The organism is Pseudomonas sp. NFACC42-2 (assembly GCF_900116055.1).
GTDB lineage: Bacteria > Pseudomonadota > Gammaproteobacteria > Pseudomonadales > Pseudomonadaceae > Aquipseudomonas > Aquipseudomonas marginalis.
Map to the genome: position 1 here is coordinate 1 of NZ_FOZO01000033.1, position 18490 is coordinate 18490.

The 18490-nt window shown below is 61.6% G+C and carries 13 protein-coding genes and 1 tRNA gene; 13 read left to right on the plus strand and 1 reads right to left on the minus strand.

Annotated features, from left to right (window positions below; translation table 11 throughout):
* Nucleotides 1-7 precede the first annotated feature (7 nt).
* Nucleotides 8-94, minus strand: a tRNA-Leu gene (locus BM416_RS29685).
* A gap of 224 nt (nucleotides 95-318) precedes the next feature.
* Between BM416_RS29685 and rnr the strand changes: the two genes are divergently transcribed.
* From rnr to BM416_RS29750, 13 genes are all read left to right on the plus strand, one after another.
* Nucleotides 319-2952: a ribonuclease R gene (gene rnr, locus BM416_RS29690; protein WP_065947127.1), complete on the plus strand. Its 2634-nt coding sequence runs from the start codon at nucleotides 319-321 to the stop codon at nucleotides 2950-2952.
* On the plus strand, nucleotides 2949-3704 hold the full coding sequence (gene rlmB, locus BM416_RS29695; protein ID WP_003217493.1) for a 23S rRNA (guanosine(2251)-2'-O)-methyltransferase RlmB: 756 nt from the start codon (nucleotides 2949-2951) through the stop codon (nucleotides 3702-3704). The genes rnr and rlmB overlap by 4 nt, the downstream gene beginning before the upstream one ends.
* A gap of 248 nt (nucleotides 3705-3952) precedes the next feature.
* Complete coding sequence (rpsF, locus tag BM416_RS29700) at nucleotides 3953-4375, plus strand: 30S ribosomal protein S6 (protein WP_003171371.1); 423 nt, start codon at nucleotides 3953-3955, stop codon at nucleotides 4373-4375.
* Between the two features lie 29 nt (nucleotides 4376-4404).
* Entirely contained in the window at nucleotides 4405-4635 is a 231-nt protein-coding gene (gene rpsR, locus BM416_RS29705) for a 30S ribosomal protein S18 (protein ID WP_003171373.1), read from the plus strand.
* 36 nt (nucleotides 4636-4671) lie between these two features.
* Complete coding sequence (locus BM416_RS29710) at nucleotides 4672-5562, plus strand: YybS family protein (protein ID WP_065925619.1); 891 nt, start codon at nucleotides 4672-4674, stop codon at nucleotides 5560-5562.
* A gap of 18 nt (nucleotides 5563-5580) precedes the next feature.
* Nucleotides 5581-6027 (plus strand): 50S ribosomal protein L9, encoded by a 447-nt coding sequence (gene rplI / locus BM416_RS29715; RefSeq protein ID WP_003171376.1) that lies wholly within the window; start codon nucleotides 5581-5583, stop codon nucleotides 6025-6027.
* A 110-nt stretch (nucleotides 6028-6137) separates the two neighbouring features.
* Nucleotides 6138-7535: a replicative DNA helicase gene (gene dnaB / locus BM416_RS29720; RefSeq protein WP_065940881.1), complete on the plus strand. Its 1398-nt coding sequence runs from the start codon at nucleotides 6138-6140 to the stop codon at nucleotides 7533-7535.
* Nucleotides 7536-7631: 96 nt separating this feature from the next.
* Nucleotides 7632-9935 (plus strand): YgiQ family radical SAM protein, encoded by a 2304-nt coding sequence (locus BM416_RS29725; protein ID WP_027607690.1) that lies wholly within the window; start codon nucleotides 7632-7634, stop codon nucleotides 9933-9935.
* A gap of 206 nt (nucleotides 9936-10141) precedes the next feature.
* Nucleotides 10142-11062, plus strand: a complete 921-nt coding sequence (locus BM416_RS29730; protein ID WP_027607691.1) for an Ssp4 family T6SS effector — start codon at nucleotides 10142-10144, stop codon at nucleotides 11060-11062.
* Complete coding sequence (locus BM416_RS29735; protein ID WP_065940883.1) at nucleotides 11059-11520, plus strand: hypothetical protein; 462 nt, start codon at nucleotides 11059-11061, stop codon at nucleotides 11518-11520. The genes BM416_RS29730 and BM416_RS29735 overlap by 4 nt, the downstream gene beginning before the upstream one ends.
* Nucleotides 11521-11707: 187 nt before the next feature.
* Complete coding sequence (locus BM416_RS29740; protein ID WP_092490347.1) at nucleotides 11708-14998, plus strand: transglutaminase family protein; 3291 nt, start codon at nucleotides 11708-11710, stop codon at nucleotides 14996-14998.
* A gap of 96 nt (nucleotides 14999-15094) precedes the next feature.
* Nucleotides 15095-17581 (plus strand): circularly permuted type 2 ATP-grasp protein, encoded by a 2487-nt coding sequence (locus tag BM416_RS29745; protein WP_092490348.1) that lies wholly within the window; start codon nucleotides 15095-15097, stop codon nucleotides 17579-17581.
* Nucleotides 17581-18471, plus strand: a complete 891-nt coding sequence (locus tag BM416_RS29750) for a transglutaminase family protein (RefSeq protein ID WP_092490349.1) — start codon at nucleotides 17581-17583, stop codon at nucleotides 18469-18471. The genes BM416_RS29745 and BM416_RS29750 overlap by 1 nt, the downstream gene beginning before the upstream one ends.
* Nucleotides 18472-18490: the final 19 nt, after the last annotated feature.

Consider the following 18490-nt stretch of genomic DNA (forward strand, 5'->3'; position numbering starts at 1 on the left):
CTGAATTTGGTGCCCAGGAGAAGACTCGAACTTCCACGACCTTGCGATCACCAGCACCTGAAGCTGGCGTGTCTACCAATTTCACCACCTGGGCAGCATCAACAACGTTGCCGTCGTCGATGGCGCGCACTATACGGAGCCGTTTTTTAGCTGTAAACCCCTGCTATGAAAAAAACCTGGGAAATTTCGCCAATGGTCGTGCAAGGTGCGCGGCGAGGGCTGTAAAAGGCTTTTAAACGCTTGTTGATGCCTGAAATTTCCCGTTTCAATACGCGTATGCCAAACTAACCCGCATATAGACAAGGTGAAAAATCTCTAATGGCCGATTGGCAGTCCCTCGATCCCGAGGCCGCTCGTGAAGCGGAAAAATATGAAAACCCTATTCCTAGCCGCGAACTGATCCTGGCGCACCTCGCCGATCGGGGTTCGCCTGCTAGCCGTGAGCAGCTGGTCGAAGAGTTCGGTCTGACCACCGAAGACCAGCTCGAAGCCCTGCGCCGCCGCCTGCGTGCCATGGAGCGCGATGCTCAACTGATCTACACCCGCCGTGGCACCTATGCACCCGTGGATAAGCTCGACCTGATCCTCGGCCGCATTGCCGGCCACCGTGACGGCTTCGGCTTCCTGATCCCGGATGACGGCAGCGATGACCTGTTCATGAGCCCGGCGCAAATGCGCCTGGTGTTCGATGGCGACCGTGCCCTGGCGCGGGTTTCCGGCCTGGACCGTCGCGGTCGCCGTGAAGGCGTGATCGTCGAAGTGGTGTCCCGTGCCCACGAGTCCATCGTCGGCCGCTACTTCGAAGAAGGCGGTATCGGCTTTGTTGTGCCGGATAACCCGAAGGTCCAGCAGGAAGTGCTGATCACCCCGGGCCGCAATGGCGCTGCCAAGGTCGGCCAGTTCGTCGAGGTGAAAATCACCCACTGGCCCACTGCGCGCTTCCAGCCCCAGGGCGATATTGTTGAAGTGGTCGGCAACTACATGGCGCCGGGCATGGAAATCGACGTCGCGCTGCGCACCTACGATATTCCTCACGTCTGGCCTGAGGCTGTGCTCAAGGAAGCCGCCAAGCTCAAGCCGGAAGTCGAAGAGAAGGACAAGGAAAAACGCATCGACCTGCGCCATCTGCCGTTCGTCACGATTGATGGTGAAGATGCCCGCGACTTCGACGATGCGGTCTACTGCGAAGCCAAGCCCGGCAAGCTGCGCCTGTTCTCCGGCGGCTGGAAGTTGTTCGTCGCGATTGCCGACGTTTCCAGCTATGTGAAGATCGGCTCGGCCCTGGATAACGAGGCCCAGGTACGCGGCAACTCCGTGTATTTCCCTGAGCGCGTGATCCCGATGCTGCCTGAGCAGTTGTCCAATGGCTTGTGCTCCCTGAACCCGAAAGTCGACCGTTTGGCCATGGTTTGCGAGATGACTATCTCGAAAACCGGCGAAATGACCGATTACCAGTTCTACGAAGCGGTGATCCACTCCCAGGCACGCCTGACCTACAACAAGGTCAGCACCATCCTGGAACAGCCGAAAACCAGCGAAGCCAAGGCGTTGCGTGGTGAGTACGGGCATGTGGTGCCGCACCTCAAGCAGCTGTATGCGTTGTACAAGGTGTTGCTGGGTGCCCGTCATGTGCGTGGCGCGATCGATTTTGAAACCCAGGAAACCCGGATTGTCTTCGGTTCCGAGCGCAAGATCGCCGCGATCACCCCGACCACCCGTAACGATGCGCACAAACTGATCGAGGAATGCATGCTGGCGGCCAACGTGGCCACCGCTGAATTCCTGAAAAAGCACGAAATCCCTGCGCTCTACCGTGTACACGATGGCCCGCCACCGGAGCGCCTTGAAAAACTGCGCGCGTTCCTCGGCGAGCTGGGCCTGTCCCTGCACAAAGGCAAGGACGGCCCGACGCCGAAGGACTACCAGGCACTGCTGGCCAGCATCAAGGACCGTCCGGATTACCACGTGATCCAGACCGTGATGCTGCGTTCCCTGAGCCAGGCGGTGTACAGCGCCGATAACCAGGGCCACTTCGGCCTGAATTACGAGGCGTACACCCACTTCACCTCGCCGATTCGCCGTTATCCGGACTTGCTCACGCACCGCGCAATCCGCAGCGTGATCCATTCCAAGCAGAACACCCCGCACGTCAAGCGTGCCGGTGCCATGACCATTCCGAAGGCGCGGATCTACCCGTACGACGAAGCGGCCCTGGAACAGTTGGGCGAGCAGTGCTCCATGAGCGAGCGCCGCGCCGACGAAGCCACCCGCGACGTGGTGAACTGGCTCAAGTGCGAGTTCATGAAGGACCGTGTGGGCGAGTCGTTCCCAGGCGTGATCACCGCCGTGACCGGCTTTGGCCTGTTCGTCGAGCTGACCGACATCTACGTCGAAGGCCTGGTGCACGTCACCGCCTTGCCGGGTGACTACTACCACTTCGACCCTGTGCACCACCGCCTGGCGGGTGAGCGTACCGGTCGCAGTTTCCGTTTGGGCGATACCGTGGAAGTGCAGGTCATGCGCGTCGATCTCGACGAGCGCAAGATCGACTTTGGCATGCCTGACAAGCCCGCCGAAGCGCCGGGCCGTAAAAAGCGTGGTAGCGAGACGACCGCGCCTGCAAGCAAGGGCAAAGGCGCTCCCGCCAAAGCGGCAGTTGCAGAGCCCGCTCCAGCCAAGGCCGGGCGCCGTCCAGCAGCCAAGGACAAAGCACCCGAGGCCTACCGCCCAAGCGACGCGGCGGCGAAAAACGCCGAGCTGCGCAAGAGCCGTGAGTTGAAGCAGCAGTTGCTCAACGAAGCCAAAAGCGGTGGTAAAGCGGCGTCTGGGGGAAAGTCCCAAGGGGCGGAAAAACCGTCGAGCAAGCCCAGTAAACACCGTAAAGGCCCGCCAAAAGCGGGTTCGGCCCCCGCGAAAAGCGGCGGGTCGCGCAAACCTAAGGCCAAGTCATGAGTCTGGAAAAAATCTACGGCGTCCACGCCGTAGAAGCATTGCTGCGTCACCATCCTAAGCGCGTCAAGCAAGTGTGGCTGGCCGAAGGTCGCAGCGAGCCGCGCGTACAGGCGTTGGTCGAGTTGGCCAACCAAAACAAAGTCGCCATCGGCCAGGCCGAACGGCGTGAAATGGACGTGTGGGTCGAAGGCGTTCACCAGGGTGTGGTGGCGGACGTCAGTCCGAGCCAGGTCTGGGGCGAAGCGATGCTCGATGAGCTGCTCGACCGTACCGAAGGTGCACCGTTGCTGCTGGTGCTGGACGGCGTGACCGACCCGCACAACCTCGGCGCGTGCCTGCGCTCGGCCGATGCTGCGGGTGCGCTGGCGGTGATTGTGCCGAAGGACAAGTCGGCTACCTTGACGCCGGTGGTGCGTAAAGTCGCCTGTGGCGCGGCGGAAGTGATTCCGCTGGTGGCCGTGACCAACCTGGCGCGCACCCTGGAGAAACTCCAGCAGCGCGGCCTGTGGGTCGTGGGCACGGCGGGAGAGGCCGAGGTCAGCATTTATGACCAGGACCTCACCGGTCCGACCATCCTCATCATGGGGGCCGAAGGCAAGGGCATGCGTCGCCTGACCCGTGAACATTGCGATTACCTGGTGCACCTGCCGATGGCCGGTAGTGTCAGCAGCCTGAACGTGTCGGTTGCGACCGGCGTGTGCCTGTTTGAGGCCCAGCGTCAGCGTGGTGCCAAGGCCAAGGCGAAGAAGTAATTCCAAGCCTGGCGTAGAACCAACATGTGGGAGGGGGCTTGCCCCTCCCACATGTGCTTTTGTGGTGTCTGGGAGATTGTTCAAATAATCACCAATCACCTTGCGCCCGTTCTTCCCCTTCTCTACAATTGCGCCCCTTGCCTTCCTGGCAGGCACCGATGTGCCTCCCTGCGGCAAGATCCATAAGTGTCATTCACTCCTTGTCTGACCGTTTTTGAGCGGCAGGCTACAACCCGTAAGGAGCATTCATGCGTCATTACGAAATCATCTTTTTGGTCCACCCGGATCAAAGCGAGCAAGTCGGCGGCATGGTTGAGCGTTACACCAAGCTGATCGAAGAAGACGGCGGCAAAATCCACCGTCTGGAAGATTGGGGTCGTCGTCAACTGGCCTACGCAATCAACAATGTTCACAAGGCTCACTACGTGATGCTGAACGTTGAGTGCACCGGCAAGGCCCTGGCCGAGCTGGAAGACAACTTCCGCTACAACGATGCAGTGATCCGTAACCTGGTCATCCGTCGCGAAGAAGCCGTTACCGGCCAATCCGAGATGCTCAAGGCTGAAGAAAACCGCAGTGAGCGCCGTGAGCGTCGCGACCGTCCTGAGCACGAAGGCGCTGATAGCGCTGATAGTGATGACAGCGACAGCAGCGATAACGCTGACGAGTAATCCACGGACCTTATTAAGGAGCCTATCAAATGGCACGTTTCTTCCGTCGTCGTAAGTTTTGCCGCTTCACCGCTGAAGAAGTGAAGGAGATCGACTACAAAGATCTCAACACTCTGAAAGCCTACGTATCCGAGACCGGCAAAATCGTTCCAAGCCGTATCACCGGTACCAAAGCACGTTATCAGCGTCAGCTGGCTACCGCTATCAAGCGCGCCCGCTTCCTGGCCCTGCTGGCCTACACCGACAGCCACGGCCGCTGAGACCGGGCAGTCGACAAGTAGTAAGGGATTGAATGCATGCGCGCCTTAGCTGAGTTCATCATGCGCGGTCGTGTGCAGGCCACTCTGGTAGTGGCTGGATGTGCAGTGTTGCCGTTGTTGTTCTGGTTGGGTGCCGCCGCGGGTTGCCTTGTGCTCCTGCGGCGCGGTTCGGACGCCTTGAGCGTCCTGGGTCTGGGGTTGTTGTCAGTGTTGGTGAGCTGGCATTTCCTGCAAGACCCGACAGCGCTTCTGGTGCTGTTGGGGAGTTGCAGCCTGGCGTTGGTTTTGCGCGCCGGGCATTCCTGGAATCGCGTGCTGCTGGTCAGCACGGCCGTGGGGTTGTTATGTGCGGTGAGCCTGGGGACCGTCTTCGGTTCTTTCATCGAGTCGCTGGCGCAGACGTTTCAACACGTCTTGCCGCTGGTGATGGGTGAGTCTTACGAGAAGTTCTCGGCAGACCAGAAAGCAGCACTCGCTTCACTGGCAGTTCCGATGTTGATCATTTCGACAGCGGTTTCGGTGCAGGTCTTTAGTGTGTTGTGCCTGATTCTTGGGCGCTATTGGCAGGCGTTGTTGTATAACCCCGGGGGGTTCGGAAGCGAGTTTCGCGCAATCCGGATCCCCAAGCGCGTTGCGCTGTCACTGCTGGCCGTCATGTGCGTTGCCCCGTTTATCGGGTGGCACACCTTGATCCTGTTGCCGTTGTGCGGTGTACCGCTGTTCTTCGCTGGCTTGTCCCTGATTCACGGGCTGGTCGCGCAGAAAAGACTGGCCAGTTTCTGGCTGGTGGGGATCTACGTCACCGTCCTGCCGCTCATGCACTTGATCGGTCCGTTACTCGTGGTCTTGGCCATTGTCGACAGCCTGATTGATTTTCGCGGACGTTCTGCGCCGAAAGACGCCGATAACGCGAACGGTGAAGGTTAAAAGTTAGAGGATTTTCACATGCAACTGATCCTTCTGGAAAAAGTCGCCAACCTGGGCAACCTGGGCGACAAAGTGAACGTTAAGGCCGGCTACGGTCGTAACTACCTGCTGCCATACGGCAAAGCCACCGCTGCAACCGCTGCCAACCTGGCTGCGTTTGAAGAGCGTCGCGCTGAGCTGGAAAAAGCAGCAGCAGACAAGAAAGCTTCGGCCGAAACTCGCGCTGCCCAACTGGCTGAGCTGGAAGTGACTATCACTGCCACCGCCGGTGACGAAGGCAAGCTGTTCGGTTCGATCGGCACCCACGACATCGCTGATGCACTGACCGCCTCCGGCGTTGAAGTGCAGAAGAGCGAAGTTCGTCTGCCGAACGGCACCATCCGCAACGTAGGCGAATTCGACGTAGCCGTGCACCTGCACGCCGAAGTTGAAGCCACCGTACGCGTTGTCGTGGTAGCAGCTTAAGTCGCACCTAACTGACTGGCACCTCGTGTGCCGGGCAGTTAACATCGGGCACGATCCTGTTTACAGGTCGTGCCTTTTGTTTTTCTACAATCCCCTAATTCCAAGTGGCCATGAACGATATTTCAGCTCCTGAGCAATACGATCTGCAAACCGCTGCCCTGAAGGTGCCGCCGCATTCCATCGAGGCCGAACAGGCCGTGCTCGGTGGCCTGATGCTGGACAACAACGCCTGGGAACGCGTGCTGGATCAAGTCTCGGACGGTGATTTCTATCGTCATGACCACCGCCTGATCTTCCGTGCCATCGCCAAGCTGGCCGACCAGAACTCCCCAATCGACGTGGTGACCCTTGCCGAGCAGTTGGACAAGGAAGGCCAGACCTCCCAGGTCGGTGGCCTGGGCTACCTGGGTGAACTGGCAAAAAACACGCCGTCCGTCGCCAACATCAAGGCCTATGCCCAGATCGTTCGCGAGCGCGCCACCCTGCGCCAGCTGATTGGCATCAGCACCGAAATCGCCGACAGCGCCTTCAATCCCGAAGGCCGCACCGCCGCCGAAATCCTTGACGAAGCCGAGCGCCAGATCTTCCAGATCGCCGAGGCGCGCCCGAAAACCGGCGGCCCGGTCAGCGTCAACGACCTGTTGACCAAGGCCATCGACCGCATCGACACCTTGTTCAACACCGACAACGCCATCACCGGTATCTCCACCGGCTACACCGACCTCGACGAGAAGACCAGCGGCCTGCAGCCGTCCGACCTGATCATCGTCGCCGGCCGTCCATCCATGGGTAAGACCACCTTTGCGATGAACCTGGTGGAAAACGCCGTATTGCGCAGCGACAAGACCGTCCTGGTGTACTCCCTCGAGATGCCAGGCGAATCGCTGATCATGCGTATGCTGTCGTCCCTCGGCCGTATCGACCAGACCAAGGTGCGTGCCGGTCGCCTGGAAGACGACGATTGGCCGCGCCTGACCTCGGCGGTCAACCTGCTCAACGACCGCAAGCTGTTTATCGATGACACCGCCGGTATCAGCCCGTCCGAGATGCGTGCACGTACCCGCCGCCTGGTACGTGAGCACGGCGACATCGCCCTGATCATGATCGACTACCTGCAATTGATGCAGATCCCGGGCTCCAGTGGCGATAACCGCACCAACGAAATTTCCGAAATCTCCCGGTCCCTCAAGGCCCTGGCCAAGGAATTCAACTGCCCGGTAGTCGCCCTGTCCCAGCTCAACCGATCCCTGGAACAACGCCCCAACAAGCGCCCGGTGAACTCCGACTTGCGGGAATCCGGAGCGATCGAGCAGGATGCTGACGTGATCATGTTCGTGTATCGCGACGAGGTGTATCACCCCGAGACCGAGCACAAAGGCATTGCCGAGATCATTATCGGCAAGCAGCGTAACGGCCCGATCGGCTTTGTTCGCCTGGCATTCATCGGCAAATACACGCGCTTCGAGAACCTGGCCCCGGGCAGTTATAACTTCGACGACGACGAATAACCCGTCTGCTCAATTCCGACCATTACCGTCGGAATTGGTCAAAATTTGTGCTATATTCCGCGCCCGCGATTTTTCATCTCAACACCGGTCACCGTCATGCAAACAGCCAAGCCGTTATTTGACTATCCCAAGTACTGGGCCGAATGTTTCGGCCCTGCGCCATTCCTGCCGATGAGCAGGGAGGAGATGGATCAGCTTGGCTGGGATTCGTGCGACATCATCATCGTCACCGGCGATGCCTACGTGGACCACCCGTCGTTCGGCATGGCCATCATCGGCCGGCTGCTGGAGTCCCAGGGCTTCCGCGTCGGGATCATTGCGCAGCCGAACTGGCAGTCCAAAGATGACTTCATGAAACTGGGCGAGCCGAACCTGTTCTTCGGCGTCGCGGCCGGCAACATGGACTCGATGATCAACCGCTACACCGCCGACAAGAAAATCCGTTCCGATGACGCCTACACCCCAGGCGGCATGGCCGGCAAACGCCCGGACCGCGCCAGCCTGGTGTACAGCCAGCGTTGCAAGGAAGCCTACAAGAACGTGCCGATCGTACTCGGCGGCATCGAAGCATCCCTGCGCCGCATCGCCCACTACGACTACTGGCAGGACCGCGTGCGCAACTCGATCCTGATCGACGCTACCGCCGATATCCTGCTGTACGGCAACGCCGAGCGGGCCATCGTCGAAGTCGCCCAGCGCCTGTCGTGGGGCCACAAGATCGAAGACATTACCGATGTGCGCGGCACTGCGTTCATCCGTCGCGATACCCCAGCCGGCTGGTACGAAGTGGATTCCACGCGTATCGACCGCCCGGGCAAGGTCGACAAGATCATCAACCCGTACGTCAACACCCAGGACACCCAGGCCTGCGCCATCGAGCAGGAAAAGGGGCCGGTCGATGATCCGGAAGAAGCCAAGGTCGTGCAGATCCTGGCCAGCCCGCGCATGACCCGCGACAAGACCGTGATCCGCCTGCCATCGGTGGAAAAAGTCCGTGGCGACGCCGTGCTCTATGCCCACGCCAACCGCGTTCTGCACCTGGAAACCAACCCAGGCAACGCCCGCGCCCTGGTGCAGAAGCACGGCGAAGTGGACGTATGGTTCAACCCGCCGCCCATTCCGATGACCACCGAAGAAATGGACTACGTGTTCGGCATGCCTTACGCCCGTGTTCCGCACCCGGCGTACGGCAAGGAGAAAATCCCGGCCTACGACATGATCCGTTTCTCGGTGAACATCATGCGTGGCTGTTTCGGCGGCTGCACCTTCTGCTCGATCACCGAGCACGAAGGGCGGATCATCCAGAACCGTTCCGAAGAGTCGATCATTCGCGAAATCGAAGAGATCCGCGACAAGGTGCCGGGCTTCACCGGTGTGATTTCCGACCTCGGCGGCCCGACCGCGAACATGTACCGCATTGCCTGCAAGAGCCCGGAAATCGAATCCGCGTGCCGCAAGCCGTCGTGCGTGTTTCCCGGCATCTGCCCGAACCTGAACACCGACCACTCGTCGTTGATCCAGCTGTATCGAAGCGCCCGTGCATTGCCGGGTGTGAAGAAGATCCTGATCGCTTCCGGCCTGCGCTACGACCTCGCGGTCGAGTCGCCGGAATACGTCAAGGAGCTGGTCACCCATCACGTTGGTGGCTACCTCAAGATCGCCCCGGAACACACCGAGGAAGGTCCGCTCAACCAGATGATGAAGCCGGGCATCGGCAGCTATGACAAGTTCAAGCGCATGTTCGAGAAGTACACCAAGGAAGCGGGCAAGGAGCAGTACCTGATCCCGTACTTCATCGCGGCTCACCCGGGCACCACCGATGAAGACATGATGAACCTGGCCCTGTGGCTCAAGGGCAACGGCTTCCGCGCCGACCAGGTGCAGGCGTTCTACCCGTCGCCGATGGCCACCGCCACCGCGATGTACCACTCGGGCAAGAACCCGCTGCGCAAGGTCACCTACAAGAGCGACGCGGTGACCATCGTCAAGAGCGAGGAGCAGCGCCGCCTGCACAAGGCGTTCCTGCGCTATCACGACCCGAAGGGCTGGCCGATGCTGCGTGAAGCGCTGACCCGCATGGGCCGTGCCGACCTGATCGGGCCGGGCAAGGACCAACTGATCCCGCTGCACCAGCCGAGCACCGACAGCTACCAGAGCGCCCGTCGCAAGAACTCGACGCCGGCCGGCAGCCACAAGGTCGCCAAGGAAACCACCACCAGGATCCTCACCCAGCACACCGGCTTGCCGCCCCGTGGCAGTGACGGCAGCAACCCGTGGGACAAGCGCGAACAAGCCAAGGCGGCGGCCCAGGCGCGTAACAAGCAGGCGGCCAAGGAACGCAGCGATGCGGCCAAGGGCAAGGGCGGCAAGCCGGCCCGCAAGCCGGTGGTGCCGCGTTGATCGTCGCTTGAAAATGCAAACGCCAGCCTTGTGCTGGCGTTTTGCTTTCTAGGCGGTGGGGAGTCTGTTTGTTAAGGTGGCGCCCATTAAATTGCCATCGGGGGCAAGCCCCCTCCCACATTGGATTGCGTATACGGACAAGTGTGGGAGGGGGCTTGCCTCGATAGCGTCAGTCCAGTCTCCACCCCTTCAAGGAAGAATACCCCATGGGCAACCCCCTGGCCGGCATCGGCATGGACTCCAACCGCTCCCAGTTCATGGCGCGCCAGCGTATCGAAAGCCAGATCAACCTGCCACGGCTGTTCGCGGCCATCGACGCCGACCCCAGCATCGTCGGCGCGGGGGTGGTGTATATCGACGCCGACTTCAACGTCATTACCCTGCGCGAATTCAAGCCCATCTGCAGCATCAAGCCCAAGCGCATCATTTTGCGTGAAGCGCAGAAGTACATTGCGCCAACACAGTTTGCTCAACATGTCGTGAGCAATCCTCGAGAATCGCGACTGATTGGCGAAGCCGTGAATACCGGAATCTCCTGCTTGGGGGCGGTCATCAGTTGGGCTGCGATCGCCAGTGGAACAATTCTGGTGCCTTTCAGCGCTGGCGCCAGTTCCGTCATCGTTGTAGTGGGGTATGCGGCTGCCGGCGCAAGTACGCTTCAGTGTTTCAACGGCATTGCCCGAACAGCGCTGGAAGTCGCCAAACCTGAGGTCAAGGATTCGCTCGACAGTGAAGGCTGGTACCAGAATGCGTCCATCGTGCTGGACGCCGTATCACTGGCTGGCGTGGGCGCTTCGGCCCTGACGACGGTCAAGCTGGTCAGGGCCGCCAAAGCATCGACGGGCAAGAGCCTGCGTGATGTGCTTCGCGGTTTGAATCGCCAGGAAAGAGCCAAGCTGACGAAAGAGCTGCTGAGCATCAACCATCCCAGCTTGACCGCGAAGATGATCAAATTGAGGCAGGCGTCGGGCGAACTCACCAAGCGTTTCACCCCCACGCAGCTCAAGCACAGCACCACTACCCAGATCAAAGACGTCCTGGGCGCAAGCGTTGGGTTTGGCGGGAGTGCCTACTCCGGAAACGTCAACACCATCGCGATTGGACTGTACGAGGAGGTAAGCGAATGAGCGAATTGATGACGCTACGCGACTTTTTCAGACAATACTTTCTGACGTTTATGGGCGGCGTATTTGCTGCGTGTTTTTCTTTGGCGTTGGCCGTGGCGCTGGCGTTCATCACCTATTTTCGTGATGCGCCGATGGCTCAAGTGGGGCTCAAGATCATGTCTGCCGGGGCGCTGCTCATTCTGTTGACGGTCCATAGCAACTTTATGATTTTGCGGGGCCGACCCTCCTGGGTGTGGGTAATGGTCGGTATCTATGTCGCCTGTCTACTGTTTGTAGTTCCGATGGTTCAATTCCAGCCTCACAAAGTCCTGTATGGGTTGGCGCTGTTATTCCCATTGCTCGGATTATTGACACTTAACAGCAAGGTTCAACGAGAGATGCGCACGAAACTCGTGGGAATCCGTCGCATTCGGCAGGCGGTTAAACCAGCCGTAATCGCAAAGCGCAAAACCCGTTGATTGGGTAGATTCGCCACCCATCCTCACATTAACGCCACAAATATGTGCGGCGCCTGCACCACGACACCACCGTTGGCGCCGTTTTGGTGCTGTACTGCACCGGGTCTTACGATAAAGCGCAATGACCGCCGCTCTGGCATAAGTCTTGCGCGCTTTGTGTCCATGCCCTGGCTCGCAGGAGGCCGCCGTGTCGATTCATGTCGCGTTGCACCATGTTACGCATTACCGCTACGACCGCGCGGTCGAGCTTGGCCCACAGATCGTGCGTCTGCGTCCGGCAGCCCATAGCCGCACGCGGATTTTGTCCTATGCACTCAAAGTGCTGCCCGAGCAGCACTTCATCAATTGGCAGCAGGACCCCCAGGGCAATTACCTGGCGCGTCTGGTGTTCCCGGAAAAGACCGATGAACTGCGCATCGAGGTTGACCTGGTCGCCGAGATGGCGGTGTTCAACCCGTTCGATTTTTTCCTTGAGCCCTACGCCGAAAAAATCCCCTTCAGCTACGCCGCCGATGAACAGCGCGAGCTGGCGCCGTACCTGGAAACCCTGCCGCTGACGCCGAGGTTTGCCGCCTACCTGGCGGGCATCGACCGCACGCCGTTGCCGGCCGTGGACTTTCTGGTAGGTCTCAACCAGCGCCTGGCCGCCGACATCGGCTACCTGATCCGCATGGAACCGGGGGTGCAAACCCCGGAATTCACCCTGGAAAACGCTTCCGGCTCCTGCCGCGATTCGGCCTGGCTGCTGGTGCAATTGCTGCGCAACCTCGGGTTGGCGGCGCGGTTTGTGTCCGGTTATCTGATTCAACTGACCGCCGACGTCAAAGCCCTCGACGGCCCCTCCGGCACCGAAGTCGACTTCACCGACCTGCACGCCTGGTGCGAAGTGTATTTGCCCGGTGCCGGCTGGATCGGCCTGGATGCCACCTCCGGGCTGTTTGCCGGTGAAGGGCATATCCCGTTGGCCTGTAGTCCCGATCCATCGTCCGCCGCGCCGATCAGTGGGCTGGTGGAACCCTGCGAGTGCGAATTTACCCACGAAATGTCGGTGGAGCGCATCTGGGAAGCGCCACGGGTCACCAAGCCCTACACCGAAGAGCAATGGCTGGCGATCCAGGCCCTGGGCCGGCAGATCGATGGCGACCTGCTCAAGGATGATGTACGCCTGACCATGGGCGGCGAGCCGACCTTCGTCTCCATCGACGACCCTGACGGCGCCGAATGGAACACCGCAGCCCTCGGGCCGGATAAGCGGCGCTTGTCCGCCGAACTGTTCCAGCGCATGCGCAAGCACTACGCACCCAAGGGCCTGGTGCACTTCGGTCAGGGCAAGTGGTACCCCGGCGAGCAATTGCCGCGCTGGTCGCTTAACTGCTACTGGCGCCGTGACGGCGTGCCCATCTGGCACAACAGCGCGCTTATCGCCGATGAACAGCAGGACTACGGCGCCGATGGCGCAATGGCCGGGCGTTTCCTGGCCAGCGTGGCCGAGCGCCTGAAGTTGCCGGCGCGCTTTGTATTCCCGGCCTTCGAAGACAATTTCTACTACCTGTGGCGCGAAGGCGCGTTGCCGCAAAACGTCACGGCCCAGGACCCGCGCTTGAGCGACGAGCTGGAGCGCGAGCGCTTGCGCAAGGTGTTCAGCCAGGGCCTGGATAAAGTCATCGGCCAGGTACTGCCGCTGGCGCGTACGGCGGCCAATGACCGCTGGCAGAGCGGGCGCTGGTACCTGCGCGATAACCATTGCCGCCTGGTGCCGGGGGATTCGCCGCTGGGCTATCGCCTGCCGTTGGCCTCGCAGCCGTGGGTGACGGCGGCGGAATATCCATTCGTGCACCCCACCGATCCTAACCAGGATCAACCGGAACTGCCGACCAGCACGCAACTGCAAAGCCATGGCGAACCCGCACCGAGCGACGAGCGAGTGCCCGAGGTCGACGAGTCCGCCGACTGGCTGACCCGCACCGCCCTGTGTGCCGAAGCGCGGGAAGGGCGTCTGTACCTGTTTATGCCGCCCCTGGAGCGCGTCGAGGATTACCTGGAGCTGGTGGCCGCCATCGAAGCCACCGCCGAGGAATTGCACTGCCCGGTGCTGCTGGAAGGCTACGAACCACCGTTCGATATGCGTCTGAGCAACTTCCGTGTCACGCCGGATCCGGGTGTGATCGAGGTCAACGTGCAGCCGTCCGCGACCTGGGACGAGTTGGTGGAGCGCACCGAATTCCTCTACGAGGAGGCGCGGCAGACCCGGCTGACCACCGAGAAGTTCATGATCGACGGCCGCCACACCGGCACCGGCGGCGGTAACCACTTTGTGCTGGGGGGCGCGACGCCCAAGGACTCGCCGTTCCTGCGCCGGCCCGACCTGCTGCGCAGCCTGATCAGCTATTGGCATAACCACCCCTCGCTGTCGTACCTGTTTTCCGGCCTGTTTATCGGCCCGACCTCCCAGGCACCGCGGGTGGACGAAGCCCGCAACGACGCGCTGTATGAACTGGAAATCGCCTTTGCGCAAATGCCGCAGCCGGGTGAAGAATGCCCGCCGTGGTTGGTGGATCGCCTGCTGCGCAACCTGTTGATCGACGTGACGGGCAATACCCACCGCGCCGAATTCTGTATCGACAAACTCTACTCGCCCGACGGTGCCACTGGCCGCCTGGGGTTGCTCGAGTTGCGGGCCTTTGAAATGCCGCCCCACGCACGCATGAGCCTGACCCAGCAACTGCTGCTGCGGGCCTTGGTGGCGCGCTTCTGGCGTGAACCCTATGCGCCGCCGAAACTGGCGCGCTGGGGCACCGAACTGCATGACCGCTTCCTGTTGCCGCACTTTATCGAGCAGGATTTTGCCGACGTGATCGTCGAGTTGAACGCCGCCGGTTACCCGTTGCGTGCCGAATGGTTCGCCGCGCACCTGGAGTTCCGCTTCCCCAAGGTGGGCGATTACGCCGTCAGCGGGATCGAGCTGGAACTGCGCCAGGCCCTGGAGCCTTGGCATGTACTGGGCGAAGAGGGCGCGGTGGGCGGCACGGTGCGCTATGTGGATTCGTCCCTGGAGCGCTTGCAGGTGAAGGTGAGCGGGCTGCCGCCGCAACGCTACCTGCTGACCTGCAATGGCATCCCGGTGCCACTGCAACCGACCGGGCGCATTGGCGAGTTCGTCGCCGGCGTGCGTTACCGCGCCTGGCAACCTGCCAACTGCCTGCAACCGACCATCCCGGTGCACGCGCCGCTGGTGTTCGACCTGCTGGACACCTGGATGCAGCGCTCCCTGGGCGGCTGCCAGTACCATGTTGCGCATCCGGGCGGGCGTAACTACGACAGCCTGCCGGTAAACGCCAATGAGGCGGAGAGCCGGCGCATGGCGCGGTTTTTCCGTCTCGGCCATACACCAGGAAAGCTCACCGTGCCGAGTGTTGTGATCAATGACGAATTGCCGATGACCCTGGATCTGCGGCGTCACCCCAATAAAAATGACTAAAAGCGATCACAATGTGGGAGGGAGCAAGCGCCCTCCCACATTAGATTGCAGTGAATTTGAATTAAACTGAGCCCCTTTGCCTCTGCCGAGCGTTCCATGCCCGACTTGCTCGACCAATACCCGCTGACCGCGGGTACTTATCACGAACTGCTGGACGACAGTGGCGCAGTACGCGCCCATTGGCAGCGCTTGCTCGATCACCTGCAACGCAGCACACCCGCGCAACTGGCCCAGCGCCAGGCGCTGCTGACAAGGCAGATCCAGGAAAACGGCGTCACCTATAACGTCTACGCCGACCCCAAGGGCGCCGATCGCCCTTGGGAACTGGACCTGCTGCCCCATGTGCTGGCTGCCGATGAATGGCAGCAGCTGTCAGCCGGTATCGCCCAGCGTGCGCGCCTGCTCAACGCCGTACTGGCGGACCTCTACGGGCCGCAACGTTTGATCAAGGAAGGTCTGCTGCCGGCCGAGCTGGTGTTCGGGCATAACAATTTCCTCTGGCCGTGCCAAGGCATCCAACCGCCCGACGGTGCGTTTCTGCACCTGTATGCCGTGGACCTGGCGCGTACCCCGGATGGCCGCTGGTGGGTCACCGCCGACCGCACGCAGGCGCCTTCGGGCGCCGGTTATGCGTTGGAAAACCGCACCATCGTGTCCCGCGCCTTCCCGGACCTGTACCGTGATCTGCAGGTGCAGCACCTCACCGGTTTCTTCCGCACGCTCCAGGAAACCCTGGCCCGCCAGGCGCCGAGCGATGACCAGCCACCGCTGATCGTGTTGCTCACCCCTGGGCGTTTCAACGAGAGCTATTTCGAACACCTGTACCTCGCGCGTCAGCTCGGCTACCCGCTGGTGGAAGGCGGCGACCTCACGGTGCGCGACAGCACGGTGTTCCTGAAAACCCTCAGTGGCCTGCGCCGGGTGCACGCGATCATGCGTCGCCTCGACGACGACTTCTGCGACCCGCTGGAGCTACGCACCGACTCCGCCCTCGGCGTACCCGGCCTGCTCGACGCCGCGCGCCAGGGCAATGTGCTGGTGGCCAATGCCCTGGGCAGCGGCGTGCTGGAGTCCCCCGGTTTGCTCGGCTTTCTGCCCAGGATCAACCAGTTCCTGTTTGGCGAAGAGTTGATCCTGCCGTCTATCGCCACCTGGTGGTGCGGTGAGGCGCCGGTGCTCGCCGAGGCCTTGGAGAAACTGCCGGAACTGCTGATCAAGCCAGCGTTTCCGTCGCAAAGTTTCACCCCGGTATTCGGTCGCGACTTGAACGACGAGCAACGCCAGGCCTTGGCCGAACGCATGCGCGCGCGGCCTTACGCCTACGTCGCCCAGGAGCTGGCACAACTGTCCCAGGCACCGGTGTGGCACACCGTGGAGGATCACCTGCAACACCGCGCCATCGGCATGCGCGTGTATGCCGTGGCCAGCGCGGAGGGCTACCGCGTACTGCCCGGCGGCCTGACCCGCGTGGCGGCCGACGCCGATGCGGAAGTGGTGTCGATGCAACGCGGCGGCGCCAGCAAGGACACCTGGGTGCTGGGCGAACGCGCCAGCAGTGGCGAGCATTGGCGCGCCCAACGCGCAATTGGTGCACACGACCTGGTGCGCCGCGACCCTTATCTACCGTCCCGCGTGGTGGAAAACCTGTTCTGGTTTGGCCGTTACTGCGAACGCTGCGACGACAGCGCACGCTGGCTGCGCATCGTGCTGGCGCGCTATGTCGACGGCGACGACCCCCTGGCCTTGCAGGCGGCGGTCGAGTTGGGTGAAAACCTGCGCCTGCTGCCGGAGGAGGGCGAGCTGCCCGAGCGTTTGCAGGCGGCCTTGCTCGGCGATGATTGGCCGTCGAGCCTACGCGCCAACCTGCAACGCTTGCAGTGGGCGGCGTCCCAGGTGCGCGGCAAGCTGTCCCGTGAGAACTGGCAGGCCCTGGTGGAGCTGCAACGCGAAGCCTTGGAGCTGGAAAGCGAAAGCCCGGATTTTGGTGAGTTGCTGGATTTCCTCAACCGCCTGGTAATGTCCCTGGCGGCGCTGTCCGGGTTTGCCCTGGACGACATGACCCGCGACGAAGGCTGGCGCTTCCTGATGATGGGCCGGCGCATCGAGCGTCTGCAATTTCTCAGCAGCAGCCTGGCGGCATTCCTGCGCGGCGTGGCGGTGTTCGATCAAGCGGGCCTGGAGTGGTTGCTGGAACTCGGCAACAGCAGCATCACCTACCGCTCGCGCTACCTGGCGGTGCCGCAGCTGATTCCGGTCCTGGATTTGTTGTTGCTGGATGAACAGAACCCCCACGCGGTGCTGTTCCAGCTGAAACTGGTGAGCCGTACCCTGCGCCGTCTTAATGATGATTTCGGTGTGCCACGGGAGACCGGGTTGGCGCCGTTGGTGGAGCGCCTGGCGCGTTTCGACCTGGCGTGCCTGGAGAACCCGTTGTTTGGCGAATCCAGCGTGCGTGCCGCACTGGAAGGCCTGGCCGACCTGCTGCAGGCGGTCGCCGATGAGAGTGGGCAAGTGTCGGATCGTCTGGCTTTGCGCCACTTTGCCCATGTGGATGATGTCAGCCAGCAAACGGTGTCGGTGTGATGAGTGCGCGCTACCAGATTTTCCACGATACCCATTACCACTACGACAGCCCGGTGTCCCTGGCCCAGCAGCTCGCGCATTTATGGCCGAGGCCGTGCGCCTGGCAGCGTTGCAGCGCCCAGCAACTGGACATCAGCCCGCCGCCGTCCGCACGCCGTGATGAGCTGGACGTGTTCGGCAACCCGATCACCCGCCTGGCGTTCGAGCGGCCCCACGATGAATTGCTGGTCAATGCCGGTTTGACCGTGGAAGTGCTGGCGCGGCCGGTGCTGGATTTCCAGCACTCGCCCGCCTGGGACCAGACCCGCGACAGCCTGACCTACAGCAGCCAGCCACTGTCGCCCGAGTTGATCGAAGCCTGTCGCTACCGCTTCGAATCGCCCTACGTGCACTTGAAGAAAACCTTCGTCGAATTTTCCGAAAGCTGTTTTCCCCCTGGCAAACCGTTGCTGCTGGGTGTACAGGCGCTGATGGAAAAGATCTTCAGCGAATTCACCTTCGATGCCGAAGCCACCCAGGTCGCCACGCCACTGGTGGAAGTGCTGGAGCGCCGCCGCGGCGTGTGCCAGGACTTCGCCCACCTGATGCTCGCCTGCCTGCGCTCGCGCGGCCTGGCGGCGCGTTACATCAGCGGCTACCTGCTCACCCAGCCACCGCCCGGCCAGCCACGCCTGATCGGCGCCGATGCCTCCCACGCATGGGTCTCGGTGTATTGCCCGGTATCGGGCTGGGTGGATTTCGATCCGACGAACAATGTGCAGCCGGCACTGGAGCACATCACCCTGGCCTGGGGCCGGGATTTCTCCGATGTGTCGCCGTTGCGTGGGGTGATTCTGGGGGGAGGGAGCCATGACCCGGAGGTGCGGGTGACGGTGATGCCGCTGGAATAACAGGGGAGTGTGGTGAGCC

Coding starts and splice junctions, on each gene's coding strand:
- BM416_RS29745 (WP_092490348.1), top strand. CDS start 15,095: ATGCCCGACTTGCTCGACCAATACCCGCTGACCGCGGGTACTTATCAC.
- BM416_RS29710 (WP_065925619.1), top strand. CDS start 4,672: ATGCGCGCCTTAGCTGAGTTCATCATGCGCGGTCGTGTGCAGGCCACT.
- rlmB (WP_003217493.1), top strand. CDS start 2,949: ATGAGTCTGGAAAAAATCTACGGCGTCCACGCCGTAGAAGCATTGCTG.
- rpsR (WP_003171373.1), top strand. CDS start 4,405: ATGGCACGTTTCTTCCGTCGTCGTAAGTTTTGCCGCTTCACCGCTGAA.
- dnaB (WP_065940881.1), top strand. CDS start 6,138: ATGAACGATATTTCAGCTCCTGAGCAATACGATCTGCAAACCGCTGCC.
- BM416_RS29750 (WP_092490349.1), top strand. CDS start 17,581: ATGAGTGCGCGCTACCAGATTTTCCACGATACCCATTACCACTACGAC.
- rnr (WP_065947127.1), top strand. CDS start 319: ATGGCCGATTGGCAGTCCCTCGATCCCGAGGCCGCTCGTGAAGCGGAA.
- BM416_RS29735 (WP_065940883.1), top strand. CDS start 11,059: ATGAGCGAATTGATGACGCTACGCGACTTTTTCAGACAATACTTTCTG.
- BM416_RS29725 (WP_027607690.1), top strand. CDS start 7,632: ATGCAAACAGCCAAGCCGTTATTTGACTATCCCAAGTACTGGGCCGAA.
- rpsF (WP_003171371.1), top strand. CDS start 3,953: ATGCGTCATTACGAAATCATCTTTTTGGTCCACCCGGATCAAAGCGAG.
- rplI (WP_003171376.1), top strand. CDS start 5,581: ATGCAACTGATCCTTCTGGAAAAAGTCGCCAACCTGGGCAACCTGGGC.
- BM416_RS29730 (WP_027607691.1), top strand. CDS start 10,142: ATGGGCAACCCCCTGGCCGGCATCGGCATGGACTCCAACCGCTCCCAG.